General features: G+C 70.5%; 17 protein-coding genes, 1 tRNA gene and 1 pseudogene. 7 read left to right on the forward strand and 12 right to left on the reverse strand.

Annotation, left to right across the window (positions count from 1 at the left end; all coding sequences use genetic code 11):
- Position 1 precedes the first annotated feature (1 nt).
- Positions 2-2491 (forward strand): aminopeptidase N, encoded by a 2490-nt coding sequence (gene pepN / locus IPZ69_RS26125; RefSeq protein ID WP_235456923.1) that lies wholly within the window; start codon positions 2-4, stop codon positions 2489-2491.
- A 473-nt stretch (positions 2492-2964) separates the two neighbouring features.
- Here pepN and IPZ69_RS26130 read toward each other — a convergent pair whose 3' ends face one another.
- Positions 2965-3516, reverse strand: coding sequence for a GNAT family N-acetyltransferase (locus tag IPZ69_RS26130; RefSeq protein ID WP_235456924.1), 552 nt, complete (start codon positions 3514-3516; stop codon positions 2965-2967).
- A 170-nt stretch (positions 3517-3686) separates the two neighbouring features.
- Here IPZ69_RS26130 and IPZ69_RS26135 point away from each other — a divergent pair, with 170 nt between their 5' ends.
- Together IPZ69_RS26135 and IPZ69_RS26140 are read left to right on the forward strand one after the other, a co-directional pair.
- Positions 3687-5048, forward strand: a complete 1362-nt coding sequence (locus IPZ69_RS26135) for a pyridoxal phosphate-dependent decarboxylase family protein (protein WP_235456925.1) — start codon at positions 3687-3689, stop codon at positions 5046-5048.
- The gene (locus IPZ69_RS26140) at positions 5045-6454 is read left to right on the forward strand and encodes a lysine N(6)-hydroxylase/L-ornithine N(5)-oxygenase family protein (RefSeq protein WP_235456940.1); all 1410 of its coding nucleotides are present in this window, start codon (positions 5045-5047) and stop codon (positions 6452-6454) included. Before IPZ69_RS26135 ends, IPZ69_RS26140 begins: the two co-directional genes overlap by 4 nt.
- Before the next feature lie 9 nt (positions 6455-6463).
- Here the strand turns inward: IPZ69_RS26140 and IPZ69_RS26145 are convergent.
- A pseudogene (locus IPZ69_RS26145) lies at positions 6464-8236 on the reverse strand (bifunctional metallophosphatase/5'-nucleotidase); the annotation flags it as partial.
- A 150-nt stretch (positions 8237-8386) separates the two neighbouring features.
- Here IPZ69_RS26145 and IPZ69_RS26150 point away from each other — a divergent pair.
- Both IPZ69_RS26150 and pyk read left to right on the forward strand, forming a co-directional pair.
- On the forward strand, positions 8387-9073 hold the full coding sequence (locus IPZ69_RS26150) for an SIMPL domain-containing protein (protein ID WP_235456926.1): 687 nt from the start codon (positions 8387-8389) through the stop codon (positions 9071-9073).
- Between the two features lie 222 nt (positions 9074-9295).
- The gene (gene pyk / locus IPZ69_RS26155; RefSeq protein ID WP_235456927.1) at positions 9296-10732 is read left to right on the forward strand and encodes a pyruvate kinase; all 1437 of its coding nucleotides are present in this window, start codon (positions 9296-9298) and stop codon (positions 10730-10732) included.
- An 88-nt stretch (positions 10733-10820) separates the two neighbouring features.
- Here the strand turns inward: pyk and IPZ69_RS26160 are convergent.
- A tRNA-Leu gene (locus tag IPZ69_RS26160) sits at positions 10821-10895 on the reverse strand.
- Between the two features lie 100 nt (positions 10896-10995).
- Between IPZ69_RS26160 and IPZ69_RS26165 the strand changes: the two genes are divergently transcribed.
- A complete protein-coding gene (locus IPZ69_RS26165; RefSeq protein ID WP_235456928.1) occupies positions 10996-11661 on the forward strand; it encodes an ANTAR domain-containing response regulator in 666 nt (221 codons plus the stop codon).
- Positions 11662-11762: 101 nt separating this feature from the next.
- On the opposite strand, the gene IPZ69_RS26170 is transcribed toward IPZ69_RS26165, so the two are convergent.
- The 9 genes from IPZ69_RS26170 to IPZ69_RS26210 form a co-directional block, all read right to left on the reverse strand.
- Positions 11763-12479, reverse strand: coding sequence for an ABC transporter ATP-binding protein (locus tag IPZ69_RS26170; protein ID WP_235456929.1), 717 nt, complete (start codon positions 12477-12479; stop codon positions 11763-11765).
- Positions 12476-13387 (reverse strand): ABC transporter ATP-binding protein, encoded by a 912-nt coding sequence (locus IPZ69_RS26175; protein WP_235456942.1) that lies wholly within the window; start codon positions 13385-13387, stop codon positions 12476-12478. The genes IPZ69_RS26170 and IPZ69_RS26175 overlap by 4 nt, the downstream gene beginning before the upstream one ends.
- Positions 13388-13392: 5 nt before the next feature.
- Positions 13393-15213 (reverse strand): branched-chain amino acid ABC transporter permease, encoded by a 1821-nt coding sequence (locus tag IPZ69_RS26180; RefSeq protein ID WP_235456930.1) that lies wholly within the window; start codon positions 15211-15213, stop codon positions 13393-13395.
- A gap of 5 nt (positions 15214-15218) precedes the next feature.
- Complete coding sequence (locus tag IPZ69_RS26185) at positions 15219-16151, reverse strand: branched-chain amino acid ABC transporter permease (RefSeq protein WP_235456931.1); 933 nt, start codon at positions 16149-16151, stop codon at positions 15219-15221.
- A gap of 108 nt (positions 16152-16259) precedes the next feature.
- Positions 16260-17498 carry a branched-chain amino acid ABC transporter substrate-binding protein gene (locus IPZ69_RS26190; protein WP_235456932.1) on the reverse strand — a complete coding sequence of 413 codons (1239 nt, stop codon included), beginning with the start codon at positions 17496-17498 and terminating at the stop codon, positions 16260-16262.
- Positions 17499-17771: 273 nt separating this feature from the next.
- Positions 17772-18404 carry a Tat pathway signal sequence domain protein gene (locus IPZ69_RS26195; RefSeq protein WP_235456933.1) on the reverse strand — a complete coding sequence of 211 codons (633 nt, stop codon included), beginning with the start codon at positions 18402-18404 and terminating at the stop codon, positions 17772-17774.
- Positions 18401-18844, reverse strand: a complete 444-nt coding sequence (locus tag IPZ69_RS26200) for a hypothetical protein (RefSeq protein ID WP_235456934.1) — start codon at positions 18842-18844, stop codon at positions 18401-18403. The genes IPZ69_RS26195 and IPZ69_RS26200 overlap by 4 nt, the downstream gene beginning before the upstream one ends.
- 175 nt (positions 18845-19019) lie before the next feature.
- Positions 19020-19511, reverse strand: a complete 492-nt coding sequence (locus tag IPZ69_RS26205; protein ID WP_235456935.1) for a PaaI family thioesterase — start codon at positions 19509-19511, stop codon at positions 19020-19022.
- A 53-nt stretch (positions 19512-19564) separates the two neighbouring features.
- Complete coding sequence (locus IPZ69_RS26210; protein WP_235456936.1) at positions 19565-21844, reverse strand: FdhF/YdeP family oxidoreductase; 2280 nt, start codon at positions 21842-21844, stop codon at positions 19565-19567.
- 289 nt (positions 21845-22133) lie between these two features.
- Between IPZ69_RS26210 and polA the strand changes: the two genes are divergently transcribed.
- On the forward strand, positions 22134-24860 hold the full coding sequence (gene polA, locus IPZ69_RS26215) for a DNA polymerase I (protein ID WP_235456937.1): 2727 nt from the start codon (positions 22134-22136) through the stop codon (positions 24858-24860).
- Positions 24861-25004 lie beyond the last annotated feature (144 nt).

A 25004-nucleotide genomic window follows, 5' to 3' on the forward strand; every position in this document is an offset into this window, starting at 1 on the left:
CATGTCCGTACTGACGCGCGACGAAGCGCACAGCCGAGCCAAACTCCTCGACGTCCACCGCTACACGATCGAGCTCGACCTGACCACCGGGGACGAGACCTTCGACTCGCGTACGGTCATCCGGTTCGCCACGCGGGCCGACGGGGACACGTTCGTCGAGGTCAAGCCGGCCGAGCTGCGCACCGTCACCCTCGACGGACAGCCCCTCGATCCGGCGACCCTGGACGAGAACCGGCTGCCCCTGAAGAACCTCACCGCCGGCGAGCACGAACTGCGCGTGGACGCGCGGATGCGCTACTCCCGCACCGGCGAGGGCATGCACCGCTTCACCGACCCCACCGACGGCGAGACCTACGTCTACACCCAGCTGTTCCTGGACGAGGTGCAGCGCGTCTACGCCGCGTTCGACCAGCCCGACCTGAAGGCCGTCTTCGACGTGTCCGTCCGGGCCCCCGAGGGCTGGAGCGTCCTCGCCAACGGCGTCACCGAGCACCTCGGCGAGGGCCACTGGCGGGCCGCCACCACTCCGCTGATCTCCACCTACCTCGTCGCCGTGGCCGCCGGCCCCTGGCACTCCGTGCGCACCGAGCACCGCGGCCTGCCCTTCGGCATCCACTGCCGCCGCTCGCTCGCACCCCACCTCGACGCGGACGCCGACGAGATCCTCGACGTGATGCGCACGTGCTTCGACCGCTTCCACGAGAAGTTCGAGGAGCCCTACCCCTTCGACTCCTACGACCAGGCCTTCGTGCCCGAGTTCAACTCGGGCGCCATGGAGAACCCGGGGCTGGTCACCTTCCGCGACGAGTACGTCTTCCGTTCCGCCGTCACCGACACCGAGCGGCAGACCCGCGCCATGGTCATCGCGCACGAGATGGCCCACATGTGGTTCGGCAACCTGGTCACCCTCTCCTGGTGGGACGACATCTGGCTGAACGAGTCCTTCGCCGAGTACATGGGCTACCAGACCACCATCGAGGCGACCCGCTTCAGCGACACCTGGGTCGAGTTCGGCGTCGACCGCAAGAGCTGGGGCTACGACGCCGACCAGCGGCCCTCCACCCACCCGGTCGCCCCCGAGGCGGTCGAGGACACGGCCTCCGCCCTGCTCAACTTCGACGGCATCTCGTACTCCAAGGGCGCCGCCGTGCTGCGCCAGCTGGTGGCCTGGCTCGGCGAGAAGGACTTCCTGGCCGGCATCAACATCCACTTCGCCCGGCACAAGTTCGCCAACGCGAACCTCGCCGACCTGATCGACTCGCTGGCCGACGCCACCGACCGCGACGTCCACGCCTGGGCGGACTCCTGGCTGCGCACCACCGGGGTCGACAGGCTCACCCCGCTGGTGGGCTCCGCCGACGACGGCAGCCGCACGCTGACCGTCGAGCGCGCCGGCAGCCGCCCGCACCGCGTCACCGTCGGCCTGTACGACCACGACACCGCCGACGAGGGCAGCCTCGGCCTGCGCGAACGCGAACGGGTCGAACTCGACGTCCCGCAGACCGTGCCGCAGCCCATCGGCAAGCGTCCGGCGCTGCTCCTCCTCAACGACGGCGACCTGACCTACGCCAAGATCCGCTTCGACGCCGAGTCCTTCGAGACGCTCCGCACGGGTCTGTCCGGCCTGCCCGAGGCACTCACGCGCGCGGTGGTGTGGAACGCCCTCAGGGACGCGGTCCGCGACGGCGAGCTGCCGCCCGCCGACTACCTGGAGATCGCCCGCGCCCACCTGCCGCGGGAGATGGACCTCGCGGTCGTCGAGGCCGTGCTCGCCTTCGCGGCGGGGCACGTCGCCGACCGGTACCTCAAGCCCGAGGACCGCCCGGCGGCGCTGGCCACACTCGGCTCGCTGTGCCGCGACCTCATCCGGCGCACCGAGGACGGCGACAGCCCCGGCCTGCGGCTGATCGCCGTGCGCCACTTCATCGACGTGGCCGCCCACCCCGACACCATCGCCGCCTGGCTGGCCGACGGCACCGTCCCCGGCGGGCCGGAGCTCGACCCCGCGCTGCGCTGGCGCATCCTGGGCCGCCTCGCCGTCCTCGGCGCCACCGACGAGGCCGCCATCGCGGCCGAGCTGGAGCGCGACCCGAGCGCCACCGGCCGCCAGGGCGCCGCCCACTGCCGGGCCGCCCTGCCCGACCCCGAGGCCAAGCGCGCGGCCTGGGAGTCGATGTTCACCACCGACGACCTCTCCAACTACCTCTTCAAGGCCACCGCCCAGGGCTTCTGGCAGCCCGAACAGGCCGATCTGGTACGGGAGTACGTGCCGCGCTACTACCAGGACGCGGTCGCCGTGGCCGCCCGCCGCGGGCCCGCCATCGCCACCGCCACCGGCCACTGGGCCTTCCCGGCGTACGCCGTCGACCCCGAGAACCTCGCCCTCGGCGAGGCCTGCCTGCGCGACGCCGCCCCGGTCACGGCCCTGCGCCGCAAACTCGCCGACGAACTCGACGACCTGGCCAGGGCGTTGCGGGTACGCGAGGCGTAACCCGGGAGCCAGGTGTCCAGGGGGCCGCGGGCACGACCGCCGCGCGGCCTGCGGGGTCTTCGTCGGCGTGGTTGTGGCGCGGGCCGTCGGCGTGGCGTGGCGGCAGGTGTCGCGTGGCCTCTGGGGGGATGCCTGGAGGGGTTGTTGCGCGGGCTGCTCAGCGCGGCGGGCGTCGGTGGGCGTCGCGGGGTTCGCGGCCTGCTGGGGCTTCGTCGGCGCGGGCCGTCGGCGTGGCGTGGCGGCAGGTGTCGCCGGCCTCTGGGGGCTTGCCCGGAGGGGTTGTTGTGCAGGCTGCTCAGCGTGACGGGGGCGTGAGAGGGCGTCACGACGTTCGCGTGGCCTGCTGGAGCTTCGTCGGCGTGGCTGCGGCGCGGTGGGGGCCTCAGGCGTCGGGTGGCCCGGGGCGTTGCCAGCGCCTGCGCGCGGGCCGTCTGCATGGTGTGAGCGGCAGAAGGGGCAGCGTCGCGCGTCCCTCAGTGGTGCTCGTCCAAGCGCAACACCGCCCGCCGTACACCCCGTTCGCCTGGTCCCCGTCGGCGGTTGCCGGGATCCGGGTCCGGTGAGGCGGCCGTGTCCAGGGTGAAGCCGAGGAGTTCCAGGAAGCGTTCGCCCGGGCGCCAGGCGGGCGGGACCGTCGCCGTCACCAGTGTGAGGTCCGGCGCCCGGCTCAGGAGGGCGCCGGCCAGCGCGCGGCCGAGCCCCTTCCCCCGGGCGTACGGGGCCAGCAGGAACAGGCCCACCGAGACGGCGCCCGGCGCCGGGTGGTTCCGTACCGCGTCCACCAGGCCCACGACGTTGCCGGCCACCTCCACCAGGAGCAGCGTCTTGTCCTCGGGTTCCGCGCCCGCCGGGAGCGCGTAGAACAGGCTCTGCACGTCACCCGGGCCGGACGGCAGCCCGGTCGCCGCCAGGAACCAGTCCTCGCAGTCCTCGAACAGGGTCAGCAGCGCGGCCTCGTCGGCGGGCCCGGGCTCCCGCACGAGCGCCCGCCCGCCGGGCACGTCGATCGCGAACGCGTCAACCATCCTTCCGACGTTACCCCCGCCACCTGCGGCCCCAACGCGTTTTCCCCGCACGGGAGTACCCCCTTTCGGGTTCCGCTCGTTGGACTTTCCGGGCGTGTGGACCCCATCGCGTACAAGCTGGAAGTCTTCCCATGGATGTTCCCCTGCTTCGCGCCCCGTGAGGAGAGCCCATGAGCACGCCGACGCCCCTTGCCTCAGGACCCGAAGGCCCCGACGCCCTGCGGCCGTTGGTCGACACCGTGCTCGACGCGCTCAGGGCGGGCGGACAGGCACGCGGCGGCCCGCTGCCGTCCGGTGGACCCGAGGCGGTCGCCGCGCGCGTCGCCGACGCCGTGGGGGACGTCCTGCCGCACGAGGGCGACCCCGACGCCCTGCGCGTCCTCGTGCGGGTCCTCGCCGAGGGCTCCGCCGACCCCGCCGACCCGCTGTGCGCGGCCCACCTGCACTGCCCGCCGCTCGCCGTCGCCACCGCCGCCGACCTCGCCGCGAGCGCCCTCAACCCGTCCCTGGACTCCTGGGACCAGGCCCCGGCCGCCTCCGCCCTGGAGGCCGTCGTCACCCGCACGCTCGCCCACGAGATCGGCCTGGCCGACGCGGTCGTCACCACCGGCGGCACCGAGTCCAACCAACTCGCTCTGCTGCTGGCCCGCGAGGCGTTCGGCGGCAGCGTCCGGCTGGTGTGCGGGGCCAACGCCCACCACTCCCTGCCCCGCGCCGCCTGGCTGCTGGGCCTGCCGGACCCGGTCGTCGTGCCCGCGCCCAACGGCACCCTCGACCCCGCCGCCCTCGACGAGGTCCTCACCCGCTTTCCGCGCCCGCTGCTGGTCGCCGCCACCGCCGGCACCACCGACGCCGGCCTCATCGACCCGCTGCCGGAGATCGCCGGACTGTGCGCCGCTCACGGCGCCCGGCTGCACGTCGACGCCGCGTACGGCGGTGGGCTCGTCTTCAGCGACCGGCACCGCGAGAAGCTGGCCGGGCTCGAAGCCGCCCACACCGTCACCCTGGACCTGCACAAGATCGGCTGGCAGCCGGTCGCCGCGGGCCTGCTGGCCGTGGCCCGGCCCCGCGACCTCACCGTCCTGCAGCACCACGCCGACTACCTCAACGCCGACGACGACACCGAGGCCGGACTGCCCGACCTGCTCGGCCGGTCCCTGCGCACCACCCGCCGCCCCGACATCCTCAAGATCGCCGTCACCCTCAGGACGCTCGGCCGCACCGGCCTCGGCGCGCTCGTCGACCAGGTGTGCGCCCGCGCGCGGGAGTTCGCCGCCCTCGTCCAGAACCACCCCGGCTTCGAGCTGTACGACCGGCCGGTCATCAGCACGGTCCTGTTCCGGCCCGCCGAGGCGACCGACGACGCCGTCGCCGACCTGCGCCGCACCCTGCTGCACGAGGGCCGCGCCGTCCTCGGCCGGGCCCGTCTGGACGGCCGCCTGTGGCTCAAGGCCACGCTCCTCAACCCCCACAGCCGGCCGGACGAACTGGCCCACCTCCTGAAACTCGTGGAAGGAACCACCCCCCGATGACGCTCCCCCCACCCCACGAGTCCGAAGCGCCCCGCGACCTGGTCGGCATCGGCATCGGACCGTTCAACCTCTCCCTCGCCGCTCTCGCCCAGCCGCTCGCCGAACTCGACGCCGTCTTCTACGAACAGCGCCCCGGCTTCGACTGGCACCCCGGCCTGCTCATCGAGGGCGCGACCGTCCAGGTGCCGTTCCTCGCCGACCTGGTGACCCTCGCCGCCCCCGACAGCCGCTGGACGTTCCTGAACTACCTCAGGGAACGCGACCGGCTCTTCCCGTTCTACTTCGCCGAGCGCTTCCACATCCAGCGCGCCGAGTACGACGCCTACTGTCGCTGGGTCGCCGAGAACCTGCCCGGCCTGCGCTTCTCCCACCAGGTCGACGCCGTCCACTGGAACGGCGAACGCGACGTCTTCGAGGTCGACTTCACCCGGCTCGACGCGGACGGCGAGGCCGCTTCCCTCGGCCGCATGTACAGCAGGAACATCGTCCTCGGCGTCGGCACCACGCCGTACGTCCCCGATCCGCTCAAGCCCCTCGTCGAGGCCCCGGGCGTGCCCGTCATCCACGCCGCCGACTACCTCGACCACCGCGAGGCCTTCCTCGCCGCCGGGCATGTCACGGTGGTCGGTTCCGGGCAGTCCGGCGCCGAGGTCTTCCTCGACCTGCTGCGCCGCCGCCCCACCGGCGGTGAGCGGCTCCACTGGATCGGCCGCGGTGAGGCCTTCGCGCCCATGGAGTACTCCAAGCTCGGCCTGGAGCACTTCACTCCCGACTACACCCGCTACTTCCACGCCCTCCCGGAAGACGTCCGCGACCGGCTGGTCGGCGCGCAGTGGCAGCTGCACAAGGGCATCGACTCCGACACCATCGCCGCCATCCACGACGAGCTCTACCACCGCACCCTCGGCGGCGGCTGGCCGGACGCCGTCCTCACCCCGGGTGTCGTCGTCCGCACCGCCGGACGCATCGCCACCACCCAGATCGAGCTCCACGTGGAACACGTCCAGCAGAACAGCCGCACCCGCCTCACCACCAACGCGGTCGTCCTCGCCACCGGCTACCGTGAACGCCCCCTGGAGCCCATGCTCGCCGGACTCGATCCCTACCTGCGCCGGGACGCCGGCGGACGCCCGCGCGTCGACGAGGACTACCGGCTCCTCCTCGACCCCGCCGTCACCGGATCGGTGTACGTGCAGAACGCCGAACTCCACACCCACGGCGTCGGCACCCCCGACCTCGGCCTCGCCGCCTGGCGCAGCGCCACCATCCTCAACACCCTGACGGGCAAGGAGCTCTACCCCCTGCCCGCGCGGACGGCCTTCACCAGCTTCGGCCTGGAGCCCCGCCATCGCGTCCCGCAGACCAGACAGGCCCCGGCCCTCACCCCGCTCGTCGACGGCAGGTAGGCGGCACGCCGACGCGAAGTCCTTCGGGTCCAGGACGCCCTTCGTGGTCACCCACTCCGCGATGCGGGTGCGGATCTCGGTCGACTCCGACCACAGCTCCTTGGCCGAGGCGACGTGCGGGAACGCGCCGCCGCCGTTGGCGCGGTAGTTGTTCACCGCGAGCACGAACTGCTGGGCGTCGTCCAGGGCGGCACCGTTGTAGGTGAGGTTCTTGATCCGCGAACCGGCCGCCTGGGCGATGTCGATCTCGTACTGGAAGCCCGACACGTAGTCGTAGTTGTAGTCCGGGCGGTTGTTCGCGTTCGTCAGCTTCTCGACGTCGACGGGGGCGCCGGCGGCGGTCTGGACGAAGTACTCCGCCGAGTACTCCAGGTACGCCCGGAGCTGAGCGCCCGTCATCAGCTTGGCGACCAGCGTGTTGTCGTACACGTACAGGCCCGACAGGTCCCGGATGGTCACCTTGCCGACCGGGATCTCGGAGGTGCGGGAGAACGGCGAGGCCTGGGCGACCACCGGCAGCGCGGCGTACTCGGTGCCCGCCAGCGCTGCCTTGACCACGTCCTCCTGGACCTTGGTGATCAGGTCGATGATCGGGGCGTCCTTGTAGCGGGCCTCGACCGTGGTGAGGGTGGCGGTCGCGGTGCCGACGACCTGGTTGACGTACGCGACGACCTTCGCGTGCTCGTCGCCCAGCAGCTTGGTGATCTTCGGGTCGTCGGCGACCGTGTTGGAGTTGCGCAGCGAGGCGGCGACGGACTCGACCTCCCACCGGCCCTTGCTGAACACCAGCTCGATGTCGAACAGGGTCAGGCGCTCGGCGTAGCACAGCGGCTCGGAGAGCACGACCGTCCTGCCGGTGGCCTCGTTGGTGACCTTCAGCTCCGGGATCTCCACGTGCGCGTGGCCGACCAGGATCGCGTCGATGCCGGGCACCTGGCGGGCGACGTTGGCGGCCGCGTTCTCCACGTAGGGCAGCTGGTCGCCGTAGGACGAGGTGCCGGAGGAGCCGGAGTGCGCCGACACCACGACGACGTCCGCGCCCAGCGCCTTCAGCTTCGGCACCCACTTCGCGGCCTGCTCCTCCAGGCCCGGGAAGGCCAGCTTGCCCTGGACGTAGGCCTTGTCCCAGATCGCGATCCCCGGGTTGGTCAGGCCGAGGACGGCGACCTTGACCGGCGGGGCGCCCGGCACGTGGAACTTCTTGATGAAGTAGGGCGGGAAGGCCGGCTTCAGCGTCTTCGCGTCGACCGCGTTGGCGCCGAGCAGCGGGAAGTCCAGCTGGTCCTCGAACTTGCGGAGCGTCTCGATGCCGTAGTTGAACTCGTGGTTGCCGAGGGCCGCCGCGTCGTAGCCGATCGCGTTCATGGCCTGCGCCATCGGGTGCACCGGGCCGCCCTTGGCGGTGATCGGGTCGACCTTGGCGTAGTAGTACGTCAGCGGGGTGCCCTGGATCGTGTCGCCCGCGTCCAGCAGCAGCGTGTGGCAGTGGCCCTTCTCCTCCCGCACCTGGTTCACCAGGGTGGAGATCCGGGCCAGGCCCATGGCGTTGCCCGCCTTGTCGGCGTACTCCGCGTCCTTGAAGTAGTCCCAGTTGAAGACGTGCCCGTGCAGGTCGGTGGTGCCCATGACGGTCAGGGAGTAGCGCTTGCCCGGCTTCTTCGCCGCCGTGGCCTGCGCGGCCTGCGCGGCCTGCGCCGCCGGAGCCGCCGCCGCGCCCGCGATCGCCACCCCCGCCCCGGTGACGGCGGACTTCTTCAGGAACTTCCGGCGGTTCAAGGGCATGTCTGCTTCTCCTCGGCGATTGGTCAACAACGCGCGTAGATTCTGACCTGCACATGACTGACGGCAACAGGTCCGGGAAGTTTCGATCTGGTGACCGAATCCCTCAACTCACCCGCCGTCAAAGAGATGAGACGTGACAGAGTGGGACGTATGACCGCCCCGTACGGCACTGCCGACGCTCCCCGTATCGCCGTCCGCGGCGAGGCCCACCTCGAAGTCGACCCCGAGATCGCCCGCATCGGGATCACCGTCAACGCGCGCGGACGGGACCGGCGTTCGGCGCTGGACGACCTCACCCGCCGCAACGCCGCCGTCCTCGACCTCGTCAAGTCGTACGGCGAGGCCGTGGAGCGCCTGGAGACCGGCTTCTTCTCCATCACCCCCGAGCTGTCCTCGCACGGCCGCGGCGAACGCGTCCGCACCCACCACGGCCGGGTCCACATCAGCGCGGAGCTCTCCGACTTCACCGCCCTCGGTGAACTCACCACCCGACTCGCCGACTTGGAGCTCACCCGGGTCGACGGTCCCTGGTGGGCGCTGCGCCCCGACTCGCCGGTGCACCGGCAGGCCCGGCAGCAGGCGGTGCGCGAGGCGGTCCAGCGTGCCCGGGAATACGCGGAGGCGCTCGGCACCACCCTGGCGGCGCTGGTGGAGCTCGCCGACATCGGCGCGGAGAACGCCGAGCCCTATGCGCCCCGGGCCGCGGGCCGCACCCGCTCCATGGCCTTCGCCGCGGCCGCGGAGGAGGCGGCGGCTCCCCTCGACCTCGAACCCCAGCGCCAGCATGTGTACGCACAGGTCAACGCCCGCTTCACGATGGCGCCGCCCAGCCTGTGAGTCCGGGGTCGACGTCCAGGCCCCGATCCGCGAGAACGCGTTCCGGATTTCGACATTCGCCTCGCCCGGCGATCGGTGGCCGAAACGCTCCGACCGTGTTTGATGCTCATAGGAGCGGCCCACCGCACAATTCAACACTTGTCAATAGCGCTTCACGGAAAGGTTGTTGAGTAGTCACCCCCTGCCAATTCTCTACCCGCGGGTAAGGCCTAGGCTCGAATCATGCGCCGAGCAAAGATCGTTTGCACTCTGGGGCCCGCCACGGACTCGTACGACCAGATCAAGGCACTGGTCGAGGCCGGAATGGACGTCGCCCGATTCAACCTCAGCCACGGCACGCACGCCGAGCACGAGGAGCGTTACCAGCGCGTACGGAAGGCGGCGGACGAGACCGGCCGCAGCGTCGGCGTCCTCGCCGACCTTCAGGGCCCGAAGATTCGGCTCGGCAGATTCGCCGAAGGACCCGTACTCCTTGAACGCGGCGACACCTTCACGATCACGGTGGAGCCGGGCATCGAGGGCGACCGCAACCAGTGCGGCACCACTTACGAGGGCCTCGCCGCGGACGTCACCCCGGGCGAGCGCGTCCTCGTCGACGACGGCAAGGTCTGCCTGGAGGTCACCTCCGTCGACGGTCCCCGGGTGCACACCACCGTGGTCGAGGGCGGCATGGTCTCCGACCACAAGGGCCTGAACCTGCCCGGCGTCGCCGTCTCCGTCCCCGCCCTGTCCGAGAAGGACGAGGCGGACCTGCGGTGGGCGCTGCGCATCGGCTGCGACGTCATCGCGCTGTCCTTCGTCCGCAGCGGCAAGGACGCCCTGGACGTCCACCGCATCATGGCCGAGGAGGGCCGCCGCCTCCCGGTGATCGCCAAGGTGGAGAAGCCGCAGGCCGTCGACGCGATCGACGACATCGTGGCCGCCTTCGACGGCATCATGGTCGCCCGTGGCGACCTGGGCGTGGAGATGCCCCTCGAACAGGTCCCGATCGTCCAGAAGCGGGCCATCAAGCTCGCCAAGCGCAACGCCAAGCCGGTCATCGTGGCCACGCAGATGCTCGACTCGATGATCGACAACGCGCGCCCGACGCGTGCGGAGGCGTCGGACGTCGCCAACGCGGTCATCGACGGCACGGACGCGGTGATGCTGTCCGGCGAGACGAGCGTCGGCAAGCACGCCATCGAGACGGTGCGCACCATGGCCCGTATCGTCGAGGCGGCCGAGGAGGACCTGCTGGCCAAGGGCCTGCCGCCGCTGACGGAACGCAACAAGCCCCGCACCCAGGGCGGAGCGGTGGCCCGTGCGGCGGCGGAGATGGGCGACTTCCTCGGCGCGAAGTTCCTGGTCGCCTTCACCCAGTCCGGCGACACCGCCCGCCGTCTGTCCCGCTACCGCTCGCCCATCCCCGTGCTGGCGTTCACCCCGGAGCCGGCCACCCGCTCGCAACTGAGCCTGACCTGGGGTGTCGAGACCTTCCTCGGCCCGCACGTCGAGTCCACGGACGCGATGGTCGACCAGGTGGACGAACTGCTCCTGAAGTACGGCCGCTGCCAGAAGGGTGACGTCGTGGTGATCACGGCGGGCTCCCCGCCCGGCGTCTCCGGCTCGACGAACCTGGTCCGCGTCCACCACATCGGCGAGGACGACAGCCCCAAGTAATACGGGTCAATGACCGAGGGCCCCTCGGAAATGAGGGGCCCCACGCGGTAACGACCTTGGAATAGTGACCTTGGAATGCCAGGAAAAGTGCCCCGGGTCGGACTCGAACCGACACTGTACGGGTTTTGAATCCGTTGCCTGCTGCCAATTGGGCTACCGGGGCTCGCAGATTCCAAGGTTTCCCCTGACCCTCCGCGCGTCCACCATACCGTAGCTAGGTAGGCTCTTGTCAGCAGTACCTCTGCCCTGAACGAGGAGCCCCCGTGACCGCCGAGTCGCCCCAGCCCGTAGACGCGCCCGACGACGACAAGTCGCACGTGCCTCCGCTGACGACCCGAGTCGTCATCGCCGAGGACGAGGCCCTGATCCGCCTCGACCTGAAGGAGATGCTGGAGGAGGAGGGGTACACCGTCGTCGGCGAGGCCGGTGACGGCGAGCAGGCCGTGGCGCTCGCCCGTGAGCACCAGCCGGACCTGGTCATCCTCGATGTGAAGATGCCCAAGCTGGACGGCATCTCGGCGGCCGAGAAGATCGCCGAGGAGTCCATCGCGCCGGTCCTCATGCTCACCGCCTTCTCGCAGCGCGACCTCGTCGAGCGGGCCCGCGACGCCGGCGCCATGGCGTACCTCGTGAAGCCGTTCAGCAAGAGCGACGTCGTGCCCGCCATCGAGATGGCCGTCTCCCGCTTCACCGAGCTGAAGCAGCTGGAGCAGGAGGTCGCCGACCTCACCCTGCGGCTGGAGACCCGCAAGCTCGTCGACCGGGCGAAGTCCATCCTCCAGACCGAGTACGGGCTGACCGAGCCGGCCGCCTTCCGGTGGATCCAGAAGACCTCGATGGACCGCCGGATGTCCATGCAGCAGGTCGCGGAGGCCGTCATCGCGGACAGCGAGGAGAAGAAGGCCGCCAAGTCGTCAGACAAGGGCTGACCCTGGCGGTACGCGCCCCGCACGCACGGGACGAGGCCCGCGCCCCGGAGAATCGGGCGCGGGCCTCGTCGTACGCGGGACAGGGTGTCCCGGGCCTCGTCCTAGTCCTCGCCCAGGTACGCCTTCCGCACGGACTCGTCGTGCAGCAGGTCCTGCCCGGTGCCGGAGAGCACGATGTTGCCGACCTCCATGACGTGGCCCTGGTCGGCCAACGACAGGGCGGCCTGAGCGTTCTGCTCGACCAGCAGAATCGTTGTGCCCTGGGACTTCAGCTCGGCGATCGTCGCCATGATCTTCTGCATCATGATCGGCGAGAGACCCATGGACGGCTCGTCCAGCATGAGCAGCTTCGGCTGGGACATCAGGGCCCGGCCCATCGCCAGCATCTGCTGCTCACCGCCCGACAGGGTGCCGGCCGCCTGCTTCCTGCGCTCCCCGAGGATGGGGAACAGGTCGTAGGCGCGCTGGATGTCTTTCTCGATGCCCGGCTTGTCGTTGCGCAGGAACGCACCGAGGCGCAGGTTGTCCTCGATGGTCATGCGCGGGAAGATGTGCCGCCCCTCGGGGGAGTGGGCGAGCCCCAGCGACACCACCTGGTGGGCCGGGACCTTCTTCAGCGACTTGCCGTTGAACCGGATCTGGCCGCCGACCGGCTTCAGCAGACCGGAGAGCGTGCGCAGGGTGGTGGTCTTGCCGGCGCCGTTGGTGCCGATCAGGGTGACCACTTCGCCGGCCTCGACCTTGAACGAGATGCCCTTGACGGCCTCGATCTTGCCGTAGGCGACCCGCAGGTCCTCTACTTCGAGCAGTGCGGTCATCGGTCGTTCTCCTTGCCGGGCGCGGCGTCCGTCGTGGTCTCGGCGTGCGCCTCGGCGGCCTCTACCTCGGCCACCTCCTCGTCGCCGGGAGCGTCCTCGAAGGGTTCGCCGAGGTACGCGGCGACGACCCGCTCGTCGCCCTGCACGGTCGCGCTGTCGCCCTCGACGAGCTTCTCGCCCTGCACGAGGACGGCGACGCGGTCGCAGAGGTTGAAGATGAAGCGCATGTCGTGCTCGATGACGAGGACGGCGATGCCCTTGTCACGGATCGCGAAGACCAGTTCCTCGGTGGCCCGGGTCTCCTGCGGGTTCATGCCGGCGGTCGGCTCGTCGAGGAGCAGCAGACCGGGCTCGCTCGCCAGCGCCCGGGCGATCTCCAGCTTGCGCTGCTCGCCGTAGGGCAGGTTGCGGGCCAGGTGCTCGGCCTTCGCCTCCAGGCCCACGAACTCCAGCAGCTCCATGGCGCGTTCGCGGGAGGCCGCCTCGGCCTTGTGGAAGCCGGGTCCGCGCAGCAGGGCGGACCAGAGGCCCTCCTTGGTGCGGGTGTGACGGCCGACGAGCACGTTCTCCAGGACCGTCATGTTGGCGAACAGACGGATGTTCTGGAAGGTACGGGCGATGCCGGCCGCGGTGACCTTGAAGGACTTCGGCGGCAGGACGTTGCCCTTGTAGCGGACCTCGCCCTCGGTGGGGACGTACAGGCCGGTCAGGCAGTTGAAGAAGGTCGTCTTGCCGGCGCCGTTGGGGCCGATCAGGCCGACGATCTCGCCGCTGTTGACGGTGAGGTCGACGCCGCGCACGGCGGTCAGACCGCCGAAGCGCATCGTGACGCCACGGGCGTCGAGCACGACCTCGCCGGGGGCGGAGGAGCCGGGGGCGGCGTCCTTGGTGGTGGTGTCGGTGGTCATCGTGGTCACGCCCCTGCCTTGGTGAGGACGGCGGGTGCTTCGGCCTCTTCGTGGAATTCGAGCTGCCGGCGGCGGTTGGGGATGAGGCCCTCCGGGCGGAAGCGCATCAGCAGCACGAGCGTGACACCGAAGGCGAAGAGCTGGTAGTCGCCCAGGAACTGGAGCTTCGCGGGGATCAGGTAGAGCAGGGCCGCGCCGACCAGCGGTCCGGAGATGGTGCCCATGCCGCCGAGGACCACCGCGGCCAGCAGGAAGGCCGAGTTGGGCGGGACGACGTGGGCGAACTGGTACTGCTCCGGGGTCACCGTGTAGGTGACGTGGGCCTGGACGGAGCCTGCGAGACCGGCGAGGGCGGCGCCCAGGGCGAAGGCGATGAGCTTGACCCGGAAGCCGTTGATGCCCATGGCGAGCGCGGCGGTCTCGTCCTCGCGGATGGCGATCCAGGCGCGGCCGATGCGGGAGTCGCTGCTGCGCCGGAACACCACGACCACGATGAGCGTGATGAGCAGCATCAGCAGGAAGTAGTTGGCGAACCGGCCGATGGTGGCGCCGAGGAGCGTGTGCTCCTGGCCGAAGTCGAAGCCGAGGATGTCCAGGTTCGGGATCGAGGAGATGCCGTTGGAGCCGTTGGTGACGTCCGGGCCCGAGGTGCCGTCCATGTTCAGGACGGTGATACGGAAGATCTCACCGAAGCCGAGCGTCACGATGGCGAGGTAGTCGCCGCGCAGTCGCAGGGTCGGGGCGCCGATGAGGACACCGAAGACCATGGCGACGGCCGCGCCGGTCAGCGCCGAGGCCCAGAACGGCCAGCTGACGTGCAGCGGCGAGGACGGCGAGCCGGAGACCAGGGCCGCGGTGTAGGCGCCGACACCGAGGAAGGCGACGTAACCGAGGTCGAGGAGGCCGGCGAGGCCGACGACGATGTTCAGGCCGAGCGCGACGGTCGCGAAGATCAGGATGTAGACGCCGATCGTCGCGTACTGGTCGTCGGACTGCGTGAAGGGGAAGGCGGCCGCGGCGGTGAAGGCGCCGACCATGGTCACCGTGCGGTGCCGCGCGGTGATCGCCGAGACCCGGGCCACGATCCCGGCCTTGGCGATGGCGGCGAAGCCGAAGCCGGCGGTGATGAGGAAGCCGACGAACAGCTGGTCGTACTCGGTGCCGATGCCGTAGGTGAAGACGATCAGGCCGAGGGCCATGGCCGCCACGATGACGAGGATCTCGACGTAGACGGGCAGCTGGGCGGCCGGAGCGGGGGTCTTGCCGGCGAAGGCCGCCTTGAAGACGTTCCAGTTCTGGCGGGACTGGTGGCGGAACGCCTCCAGGCCGGTGTCGTCCGGGTCGGACGGCTCGGGGGTCGGCCGCTCGAACGGCAGGGCCAGCGCACCGAGCAGGGCGGCCAGCGTGGCGATGGCGACGACGAAGCCGCCCGCCTCCAGGTTCACCAGTCCGCCGAGCTTGGCGCTGATCGCGATGACGGTGTACCAGGCGGTGGCGAAGGTGCCGAGCGCGGCCATCTTCAGGGCGCCGTCGGCGCTCCCGGGCGTCAGCCGGTCCAGGCCCTTGACGCCGTACGAGGCGAGGCCGAACAGGGTGGTGAGGACGCCGCCGATCAGGACGAGGACCTGCAGGCCGCCCGGGTAGCCGTAGACGGTGAGGTCGCCGGGGAACTCCGCGGTCCAGGTCCAGGCGAGGAACGTGGAGACGATGGTCAGGGCGCCGCCGCCGGTGGCGAGGGCCCGGCCGAGGGAGGCCGGGATGCCGATCAGGCCGGTCTGGACGGCCGCGGGGGCGCTCGGGGTCTCTGCTGATGTCTGTGTGGTCATCGGTGTCACGCCCTGTCCGCCACGCGCTCACCGAGCAGACCCTGGGGCCTGAACAGCAGCACGAGGATGAGGAGTACGAACGCCCAGACGTCTGCCCAGGACTGGCTGCCGAACTTGTCCATGCCGGGGATGTCCCCGATGTAGGCGGTGGACAGGGCCTCGGCGACGCCGAGGACGATGCCGCCGAGCATGGCGCCGTAGATGTTGCCGATACCGCCGAGGACAGCCGCGGTGAAGGCCTTCAGGCCGAGGATGAAGCCCATACGGAAGTCGATCTGGCCGTACTTGAAGCCGTAGGCGACGGAACCGACGGCGGCGAAGGTGGCACCGAGGGCGAACGCGATCACGATGATGCGGTCGGTGTTGACGCCCATCAGCTTCGCGGTGTCCGGGTCCTGCGCGGTGGCCTGCATGCCGCGTCCGGTGCGGGTGCGCATCACGAAGTAGGCCAGGATCGCCATGCTGATCGGAGCCGCCAGCAGCAGGAAGACATCGCCGGTCTGGATGGTGACGCTGCCGATGTCGAAGGGGCCGCCGGGGATGCTCGGGAACGTGCGGGCGGACTTCGCCTGCGGGTACCAGGCCCACACCGCCTGCTGCAGGGCCAGGGAGAGGCCGATGGCGGTGATGAGGGGAGCGAGGCGTGGGGCGTTGCGCAGGGGGCGGTAGGCGAACCGTTCCGCTCCGACGGCGACCGTGACGGCGACCAGGATGGCGCCGATGAGCATCAGCGGCAGGGCCAACCACATGGATGTGCCGTCGGGAAGGATGTAGACGTAGACCGTGAGGGCGCCGAAGGCGCCAGTCATGAATATCTCGCCGTGGGCGAAGTTGATGAGCTGGACAATGCCATAGACCATTGTGTAGCCGATGGCGACCAGCCCGTACATGGATCCTAGTAGCAGGCCGTTGACCAGCTGCTGCGGCAGTTCGTTCACCGCATGTCCTCCGAGCGTTCGGAAAGTTCGACGAATGTGGCCGGATGCGAGTCCGCGCGGGGCGCCAGTGGAACAGCGCCCCGCGCGGCTCGATGGTGCGGGTGTGGGTCAGCTGCCGTTGTAGGTGCCGGACTCCACGGCCTTCCAGGCACCGTTCTCGACCGAGTAGACGGTGAGCTGCTTGTTGGTCGCGTCACCGTACTCGTCGAAGGAGACCTTGCCGGTCACACCGTCGAAGGAGACGTTCTGCATGGCCTCGGTGATCTTCGCGCGGGCGTCGGACGGCAGCTTGCCGCCGTTGTCGTCCACGACCTTCTTCACGGCCTCGATGATCGACCAGGTGGAGTCGTAGGAGTAACCGCCGTACGCTCCGTACGCCTCGCTGTAGCCGCCCGCCTTGTAGTTGGCGACGAACTCCTTGGCGGAGGGCAGCGTCTCGACCGGCGCGCCGACCGAGGTGGCCAGGTCGCCCTTGGCGCTGGCGCCGCCGAGCTTGATGAAGTCGTCGGCGTAGATGCCGTCGCCACCGACCAGCGGGATCTTGGCGCCGGCGGCCTTGATCTGCTTGCTGAGCGGGCCGGCCTGCGGGTACTCGCCGCCGTAGTAGACCACCTGGGCGCCGGAGTTCTTCACCTTGGTGGCGACCGCGGAGAAGTCCTTGGTGTCGGGGTTGATGTGCTCGGTGCCGACCACCTTGCCGCCGAGCTTCTTGAACTCGTCGGTGAACGTGGCGGCCAGGCCGGCGCCGTAGGTCTTCTTGTCGTCGATGACGAAGACCTTGGTGCGCTTGGCCTTGTTGTAGACGTACTGCGCGGCGAACGGGCCCTGGATGGCGTCCGTGGTCGCGGTGCGGAAGTACGACTTGTACGGCCGCGCCTTCGACGTCTGCCAGTTGTCGCCCTGGGTCAGGGCCGGGTTGGTGTTGGCCGGCGAGACCTCGACCAGCTTCGCGTCGTCGAAGACCTTCTGCATCGACTGGGCCACGGAGGAGTTCAGCGGGCCGACGACACCGAGGACCTCCTTCTCGCTGACGAACTTGGAGGCGTTCGACTGGCCCGAGGAGGGCTGCGCCTGGTCGTCGAGGGCCTCGATCTTGAAGGTCACGCCCTTGACGTAGCTCTTCTTGTTGGCCTGCTTGGCCGCGAGGTCCGCCGAGTTCTTGATGCCCAGGCCGAGCGCGGACAGGTCGCCGGTCAGCGGGGCGTCGACGCCGATGACGACAGTGGTGCCGCCACCGTTGCCGGAGTCGGATCCCTTGTCGCCGCTGTCGCGCGAGCCGCAGGCGGTGAGGGTGAGTGCTCCCGCTGCCAGCGCGGCGGTGATGGCGATGAGCGAACGTTGACGCACGGTCAGTCCTTTCCCTGGCACAACCGCATCCCCGTGGAGACGGTCGAGTCGTCCGCGGAGCAGAAGTGAGAATGCGACTGGCGCGGTGACTGGCCGTGACTCTAAGCGCGGGTGGGGAACGTCGAGGAGGGTCTGACGAAGGCTGTGACGCTCTTGTTATGACACGAGGTAATGCACAGCGGTACACCGTGGGGGGAAGAGCTGAATTCGGACTGATTCGCCCTGTCCGCATGCTGAGAACCCGCAGGACTCGCCGAGTTCTGTTCAGGCGTCTCAGGTGTTTTGGTGATTACGCGGGCCGTTGCCGCAGGCGACTTGCAGGGCCTCGGACAAGTGTTGTGCGTAGCGCTCCCCGAGGATGAAACTCTGCGCCTGCATTGCGCGCGCATTACGTAGAGTTACTTCCAGGAAAGGCAGTCCGGCGTCCTTCGGTACTTTTCCGCAATCCGTCACATGCATGGTTATCGTGATCTTGCGGGGGGCGCCCGCCTTCGTTCGGAAGGGCGCGCGCGGCGCCACGGACAACCAGAGGCCGGCGTACGGCTGGGTCACCCGGGTCACGGTGACGGGCGGTCCGGACAGCACGGTCAGCGACACCTCGAAGCTGAAACTGCGGGGCGGGGCGCCGGGCGCGGTGGGCCGGCCGTTCAGGAAGGCCATCTCCACCGCCTGTGCGGGGTACGGCGGTTCGGGCGGCGGCGGTTGTTTCGGCCGGGTGGCGTAGAGGTAGCCGCCGCCCGCGAGGACGGCGGCCGCCACGGCGAGGGCCAGGGCGGCGCGACGGTGGCGGGCGTACACCTCCGTGAGGCGTGTACGGGTACGGCCGGGGGCCCGGACGGCGTCCGTGTCGTGCGCCTCACGCGCGCGCGTGCCTTCTCCCGGCTCGACTGGACCGACGCCGCTCATCGCCAGGGGCCTCCGCTCGGGGTTCCGTCCCGGTACCGGTCGGCACAGGCCGCGCGTGCCTCACGGTCGATCAACTCGTCGGCGGCCATGGCTCCTTGACGCCGTTTTACGACACGGGCGGCGTCCACGACGTTCCGCAGGATCTCGTACTGCCCGTTGGACAGCCCCATGGACTGGTAGTCGCCGTAGGTGCCGCTGTCGAGCACCGCGCGCGACCAATGGGCGACGATCGTGGCGCACAGCTCGGCATCGGAGTCCGGCCGCGCCGAGGAGGTCGCCGAGAGGGCCGGGGCGGAGGGGTGCGGAGTGCCGCCGGGGCGACCGGATCCGTCGGTGGAGGACCCGGTCGCGTCGCATCCGGCGGCCAACATGCTTGCCAGCAGCGCCAGTCCGAGCCCCCGTGCGGTCACCCTCGCCCGGGTGCCCCCTCGCCGTCCCATGCGCCGACGCTAAGCCGACGGAGGCCGCGGGGCAACGGCTCGGCGCGGCGTTGCGGCGCGGAGTGGCGGTTGGCCCGGAACGACGGATGGCGGGGAGTGACGGATGGCGGGAGATGGCGGGGAGTGACGGTCGGTGAGCCGCGGCGGCCTGGTGGGGGCCGCCGCGGGGCCGGGGTCAGGCCTTGGGGGTCTGGATGTGGGCCTCGTCGCCCGGCTTCACGTCACGCAGCAGGCAGGTCAGCCGGGCGCTGCACACCCGCCGGCCCTCCTCGTCGCTGATCACGATGTCGTACGTCGCTGTCGACCGCCCCCGGTGCACGGGCGTGGCAACCCCGGTGACCGATCCCGAGCGCACCCCGCGGTGGTGCGTGCAGTTGAGGTCCACACCGACCGCGATCTTGGAGCTGCCCCCGTGCAGCATCGAGCCCACCGAGCCCAGGGTCTCCGCCAGCACCGCGGACGCGCCCCCGTGCAGCAGTCCGTACGGCTGTGTGTTCCCCTCCACCGGCATCGTCCCGACGACCCGCTCCGCCGACGCCTCGACGATCTGCACGCCCATCCGCGTCCCGAGGTGCCCCGCGGAGAACAACGCCGGCAGGTCGACCCCGAGCGCGGCGTACTCGTCGATGACCTCCTGCGGGAACTGCACCCTCTGCTGCTCGCCCATGGACCCGGCTCCGTTCGTCGTGATCATTCGCTCCAGCTCGACTGAGCAAACGCTCAGTCGGTCGCCGATTGTTCCAGACGTATGACGACGGACTTGCTGGCCGGGGTGTTGCTGGTGTCGGCGGTGGCGTCCAGCGGCACGAGCACGTTGGTCTCCGGGTAGTACGCCGCCGCGCAGCCCCGCGCCGTCGGGTAGTGCACGACCCGGAACCCGGGCGCACGCCGCTCCACGCCGTCCCGCCACTCGCTCACGAGGTCGACGTACGACCCTTCCGCGACCTTGAGCTCCCGCGCGTCCTCCGGGTTCACCAGGACCACCCGGCGGCCGTTCGTGATGCCCCGGTAGCGGTCGTCGAGGCCGTAGATCGTGGTGTTGTACTGGTCGTGCGAGCGCAGTGTCTGCAGCAGCAGCCGGCCCGCGGGCAGCGCCGGGTACTCGACCGCCGCCGCCGTGAAGTTCGCCTTCCCGGTGGCCGTCGGGAAACGCCGCTCGTCGCGCGGGGCGTGCGGCAGCGCGAAACCGCCGGGGTGGGCCACGCGCGCGTTGAAGTCCTGGAACCCGGGGATCACGCGCGCGATGCGGTCACGGATCGTCGCGTAGTCCTGCTCGAACTCCTCCCACGGGACGACGCTGACCTCGCCGAGCACCCGCCGTGCCATCCGGCACACGATGGCCGGCTCGGACAGCAGGAGCGCGCTCGCCGGCTCCAGACGCCCCCGGGAGGCGTGCACCATGCCCATGGAGTCCTCCACGGTCACGAACTGCTCCCCGCCGCCCTGGAGGTCCCGCTCGGTGCGGCCCAGCGTCGGCAGGATCAGCGCCCGCGCGCCCGTGACGACGTGCGAGCGGTTGAGCTTGGTCGACACGTGCACGGTCAGCCGGGCCCGCCGCATGGCCGCCTCGGTGACGTCCGTGTCGGGGGAGGCGGCGACGAAGTTGCCGCCCATGGCGAAGAACATCTTCGCCTCGCCGTCGCGCAGCGCGCGGATGGCGCGGACGACATCGAAGCCGTGCTCGCGCGGCGGCGCGAACCCGAACTCCTTCTCCAGGGCGTCCAGGAAGGCGGGGGCGGGCCGCTCGAAGATGCCCATCGTGCGGTCGCCCTGCACGTTCGAGTGACCGCGCACCGGGCACACGCCGGCGCCGGGGCGGCCGATGTTGCCGCGCAGGAGGAGGAAGTTGACCACCTCGCGGATGGTCGGGACGGAGTGCTTGTGCTGGGTGAGTCCCATGGCCCAGCAGACGATGGTGCGCTTCGAGGCGAGGACCATCCGCAGGGCCCGGTCGATCTCTGCGCGCGTGAGGCCCGTCGCGGTCAGCGTCTCGTCCCAGTCGGCGGCGCGGGCGGCCTCGGCGAACTCCTCGTACCCGTGCGTGTGTTCGCGGACGAAGTCCGTGTCGACCGCGCCCTCCGTCTCCAGGACGAGCTTGTTGAGGAGACGGAAGAGGGCCTGGTCGCCGCCGATGCGGATCTGCAGGAACAGATCCGTCAGCGCGGCGCCCTTGAGCATGCCCTGCGCGGTCTGCGGGTTCTTGAACCGCTCCAGGCCCGCCTCGGGCAGCGGGTTGATGCTGATGATCTTCGCGCCGCCCGCCTTGGCCTTCTCCAGGGCGGAGAGCATGCGCGGGTGGTTGGTGCCGGGGTTCTGCCCGGCGACGATGATCAGGTCGGCCCGGTGGAGGTCCTCCAGCAGGACGCTGCCCTTGCCGATGCCGATGGTCTCGGAGAGCGCCGAGCCGGACGACTCGTGGCACATGTTCGAGCAGTCCGGCAGGTTGTTGGTGCCCAGCTCGCGCGCGAACAGCTGGTAGAGGAAGGCGGCCTCGTTGCTCGTACGCCCCGAGGTGTAGAAGACGGCCTCGTCGGGGGAGCCGAGCTCGGCGATCTCCTCCCCGATGATGTCGAAGGCGCGCTCCCAGGAGACTGGCTCGTAGTGCTCGGCGCCCTCGGGCAGATACATGGGGTGCGTGAGCCGCCCCTGCTGCCCCAGCCAGTAGCCGCTGCGGTGGGCCAGGTCGGCGACGGGGTGCGCGGCGAAGAACTCCGGGGTGACCCGGCGCAGCGTGGCCTCCTCGGCCACCGCCTTCGCGCCGTTCTCGCAGAACTCCGCCTTGTGCCGGTGCTCCGGCTCCGGCCAGGCGCAGCCCGGGCAGTCGAAGCCGTTCTTCTGGTTGACCCGCAGGAGCGTGAGCGCGGTGCGCTTCACACCCATCTGCTGCTGGGCGATCCGCAGCGTGTGCCCGATGGCCGGCAGCCCCGCCGCCGCGTGCTTCGGCTCGGCGACCTGCGGCGCGTCCTGAACCGGGTCACCCTGGGGCGGCTTCGTTGCCATCGCACGCTCTCCTTACGACTGCGTGTGGGAGTACGGCGACGATCCTCCCATGCGGCAGTGACAACGACATCGGCCGGGCATCGTGAGCAAGTTGGGCATATCGGGCAAATGGATTGATAGGTGAGTGACTCCGCTCGGGGGTCGTCCGGCGGTGCCGAACCGGCCGTACGCCTGTGTCGCTCGCGCCGCTCTTCTGTGGCGCCTTCCTGTGCCGCTCTCCGCTGGTGGCCCGGGCGGTCGGAGTGACCGGGATCCCCGAGTGTCAGTGGGTCGTGGCAGGATCGGAGGCGTGGCAGAGACAGCATCGAAGAAGACCGACAAGACCTCCGGCGGCGACCGTCCCCGACTGATGCTCATGGACGGGCACTCGCTGGCCTACCGCGCGTTCTTCGCGCTGCCCGCGGAGAACTTCACGACCGCGACGGGCCAGCCGACGAACGCGATCTACGGCTTCGCGTCGATGCTGGCCAACACGCTGCGCGACGAGGCGCCCACGCACTTCGCGGTGGCCTTCGACGTCTCCCGCAAGACGTGGCGCTCCGAGGAGTTCACGGAGTACAAGGCGAACCGCTCCAAGACCCCGGACGAGTTCAAGGGTCAGGTCGAGCTGATCGGCGAGCTCCTCGACGCGATGCACGCCCCGCGGTTCGCCGTCGAGGGCTTCGAGGCCGACGACGTCATCGCCACCCTCGCCACCCAGGCCGAGGCCGAGGGCTTCGAGGTGCTGATCGTCACCGGTGACCGCGACTCCTTCCAGCTGGTCACCGAGAACACGACGGTGCTGTATCCGACGAAGGGCGTCTCGGAGCTGACCCGCTTCACCCCAGAGAAGGTTTTCGAGAAGTACGGGTTGACGCCGGCCCAGTACCCCGACTTCGCGGCGCTGCGCGGCGACCCGTCCGACAACCTCCCGGGCATCCCCGGCGTCGGCGAGAAGACCGCCGCGAAGTGGATCAACCAGTTCGGTTCCTTCAAGGAGCTGGTCGAGCGCGTCGACGAGGTCAAGGGCAAGGCCGGGCAGAACCTCCGCGACCACCTGGAGGCGGTCAAGCTCAACCGCCGGCTCACCGAGCTGGAGCGCCAGGTGGAGCTGCCCCGGACGGTCACCGACCTGGAGCGGGCCGCGTACGACCGCAAGACCGTCGCGATGGTCCTGGACACCCTGGAGATCCGCAACCCGTCGCTGCGCGAGCGCCTGTTCGCCGTCGACCCCGGAGCCGAGGAGGCCGAGACCACCCCGGTCGCCGCGGAAGGCGTGGAGCTGGACGGCGCCGTGCTCGGCACGGGCGAGCTGGCCGGCTGGCTCACCGAACACGGCACGCAGACCCTCGGGGTCGCCACCGTCGACACCTGGGCGCTGGGCACCGGCTCGGTCGCCGAGGTCGCGCTCGCCACGGCCGGCGGGGCCGCCGCCTGGTTCGACCCGGCCCAGCTGGACGAGGCCGACGAGAACGCGTTCGCGAGCTGGCTGGCCGCCGCGGACCGCCCCAAGGTGTTCCACAACGCCAAGGGCGCCATGCGCGTCTTCGCCGAGCACGGCTGGAGCGTCGAGGGCCTCACCATGGACACCGCGCTCGCCGCCTACCTGGTCAAGCCGGGCCGCCGCTCCTTCGACCTGGACGCCCTCTCCCTGGAGTACCTGCACCGGGAGCTGGCCCCCGCCGCGGCAGCCGACGGCCAGCTGGCCTTCGGCGCGGACGACGGCGCCGAGGCCGAGGCCCTGATGATCCAGGCCCGCGCCATCCTCGACCTGGGCCAGGCCTTCGAGAGCCGCCTCCAGGAGGTCGGCGCGGCGGACCTCCTGCGCGACGTGGAGCTGCCCACCTCCGCGCTGCTCGCCCGGATGGAGAGGCACGGCATCGCGGCCGACCGGGCACACCTGGAGGCCATGGAACAGATGTTCGCCGGGGCTGTGCAGCAGGCCGTGAAGGAGGCCCACGCGGCCGCCGGGCACGAGTTCAACCTGGGCTCGCCCAAGCAGCTCCAGGAGGTCCTCTTCGGCGAGCTGGCACTGCCCAGGACGAAGAAGACCAAGACCGGCTACACCACCGACGCCGACGCCCTGGCCTGGCTGGCCACCCAGACCGACAACGAACTGCCGGTCGTCATGCTCCGCCACCGCGAGCAGGCGAAGCTGCGCGTCACGGTCGAGGGCCTGATCAAGACGATCGCCGCCGACGCCCGTATCCACACCACCTTCAACCAGACGGTGGCGGCCACGGGCCGGCTCTCCTCGACCGACCCGAACCTGCAGAACATCCCGGTGCGCACGGACGAGGGCCGGGCGATCCGCCGCGGCTTCGTGGTCGGCGAGGGCTTCGAGTCCCTCATGACCGCCGACTACAGCCAGATCGAGCTGCGCGTGATGGCCCACCTCTCCGAGGACGAGGGCCTGATCGAGGCGTTCACCTCCGGCGAGGACCTGCACACCACGGTCGCCTCCCAGGTCTTCTCGGTCGAGCGGGACGCGGTGGACGCGGAGATGCGCCGCAAGATCAAGGCGATGTCGTATGGCCTGGCCTACGGCCTGTCCGCCTTCGGACTCTCCCAGCAGCTGAACATCGAGGCGGCCGAGGCGCGCGCCCTGATGGACACCTACTTCGAGCGCTTCGGCGGCGTACGGGACTATCTGCGCCGGGCGGTCGACGAGGCCCGGGCGACGGGCTACACGGCGACGCTCTTCGGGCGCCGCCGCTACCTCCCCGACCTCAACAGCGACAACCGCCAGCGCCGCGAGGCGGCCGAGCGCATGGCCCTGAACGCGCCGATCCAGGGCACCGCGGCGGACATCGTCAAGATCGCCATGCTGAACGTCGACCGGGCCCTGCGGGCGGCGGACCTCAAGTCCCGCATGCTCCTCCAGGTCCACGACGAAATCGTCCTGGAGATCGCCCCCGGCGAGCGCACGGCCACGGAGGAGATCGTCCGCCACGAAATGGCCAACGCCGTCCACCTCAGAGCCCCCCTGGACGTCTCGGTGGGCGCGGGCCCGGACTGGGAGTCGGCCGCGCACTAGCCTCCGGCGGTCCGGCAGAGGGCGTGTGCTGCCGCTCGGGTGCCCCGGCTCCCGACGCTGCCACGCCCTCTGCGCGGACCTGGGATTTTTGCGGCGGGCCCGGGACGTGCGGGCGGCCCCGGGAAAATCGCCGCCGCAACGGCG

It is taken from the genome of Streptomyces olivochromogenes, from assembly GCF_021538895.1.
In the GTDB taxonomy this organism is placed as follows: domain Bacteria; phylum Actinomycetota; class Actinomycetes; order Streptomycetales; family Streptomycetaceae; genus Streptomyces; species Streptomyces olivochromogenes_A.

What these genes read in the sequence shown, in the direction of transcription:
- IPZ69_RS26195 (WP_235456933.1), bottom strand. Translation starts at nt 18,404, where the DNA reads ATGAGCGGCGTCGGTCCAGTCGAGCCGGGAGAAGGCACGCGCGCGCGT.
- IPZ69_RS26135 (WP_235456925.1), top strand. Translation starts at nt 3,687, where the DNA reads ATGAGCACGCCGACGCCCCTTGCCTCAGGACCCGAAGGCCCCGACGCC.
- IPZ69_RS26130 (WP_235456924.1), bottom strand. Translation starts at nt 3,516, where the DNA reads ATGGTTGACGCGTTCGCGATCGACGTGCCCGGCGGGCGGGCGCTCGTG.
- IPZ69_RS26175 (WP_235456942.1), bottom strand. Translation starts at nt 13,387, where the DNA reads ATGACCACCGACACCACCACCAAGGACGCCGCCCCCGGCTCCTCCGCC.
- IPZ69_RS26180 (WP_235456930.1), bottom strand. Translation starts at nt 15,213, where the DNA reads ATGACCACACAGACATCAGCAGAGACCCCGAGCGCCCCCGCGGCCGTC.
- pepN (WP_235456923.1), top strand. Translation starts at nt 2, where the DNA reads ATGTCCGTACTGACGCGCGACGAAGCGCACAGCCGAGCCAAACTCCTC.
- pyk (WP_235456927.1), top strand. Translation starts at nt 9,296, where the DNA reads ATGCGCCGAGCAAAGATCGTTTGCACTCTGGGGCCCGCCACGGACTCG.
- IPZ69_RS26150 (WP_235456926.1), top strand. Translation starts at nt 8,387, where the DNA reads ATGACCGCCCCGTACGGCACTGCCGACGCTCCCCGTATCGCCGTCCGC.
- IPZ69_RS26200 (WP_235456934.1), bottom strand. Translation starts at nt 18,844, where the DNA reads ATGGGACGGCGAGGGGGCACCCGGGCGAGGGTGACCGCACGGGGGCTC.
- IPZ69_RS26205 (WP_235456935.1), bottom strand. Translation starts at nt 19,511, where the DNA reads ATGGGCGAGCAGCAGAGGGTGCAGTTCCCGCAGGAGGTCATCGACGAG.
- IPZ69_RS26140 (WP_235456940.1), top strand. Translation starts at nt 5,045, where the DNA reads ATGACGCTCCCCCCACCCCACGAGTCCGAAGCGCCCCGCGACCTGGTC.
- IPZ69_RS26170 (WP_235456929.1), bottom strand. Translation starts at nt 12,479, where the DNA reads ATGACCGCACTGCTCGAAGTAGAGGACCTGCGGGTCGCCTACGGCAAG.
- IPZ69_RS26210 (WP_235456936.1), bottom strand. Translation starts at nt 21,844, where the DNA reads ATGGCAACGAAGCCGCCCCAGGGTGACCCGGTTCAGGACGCGCCGCAG.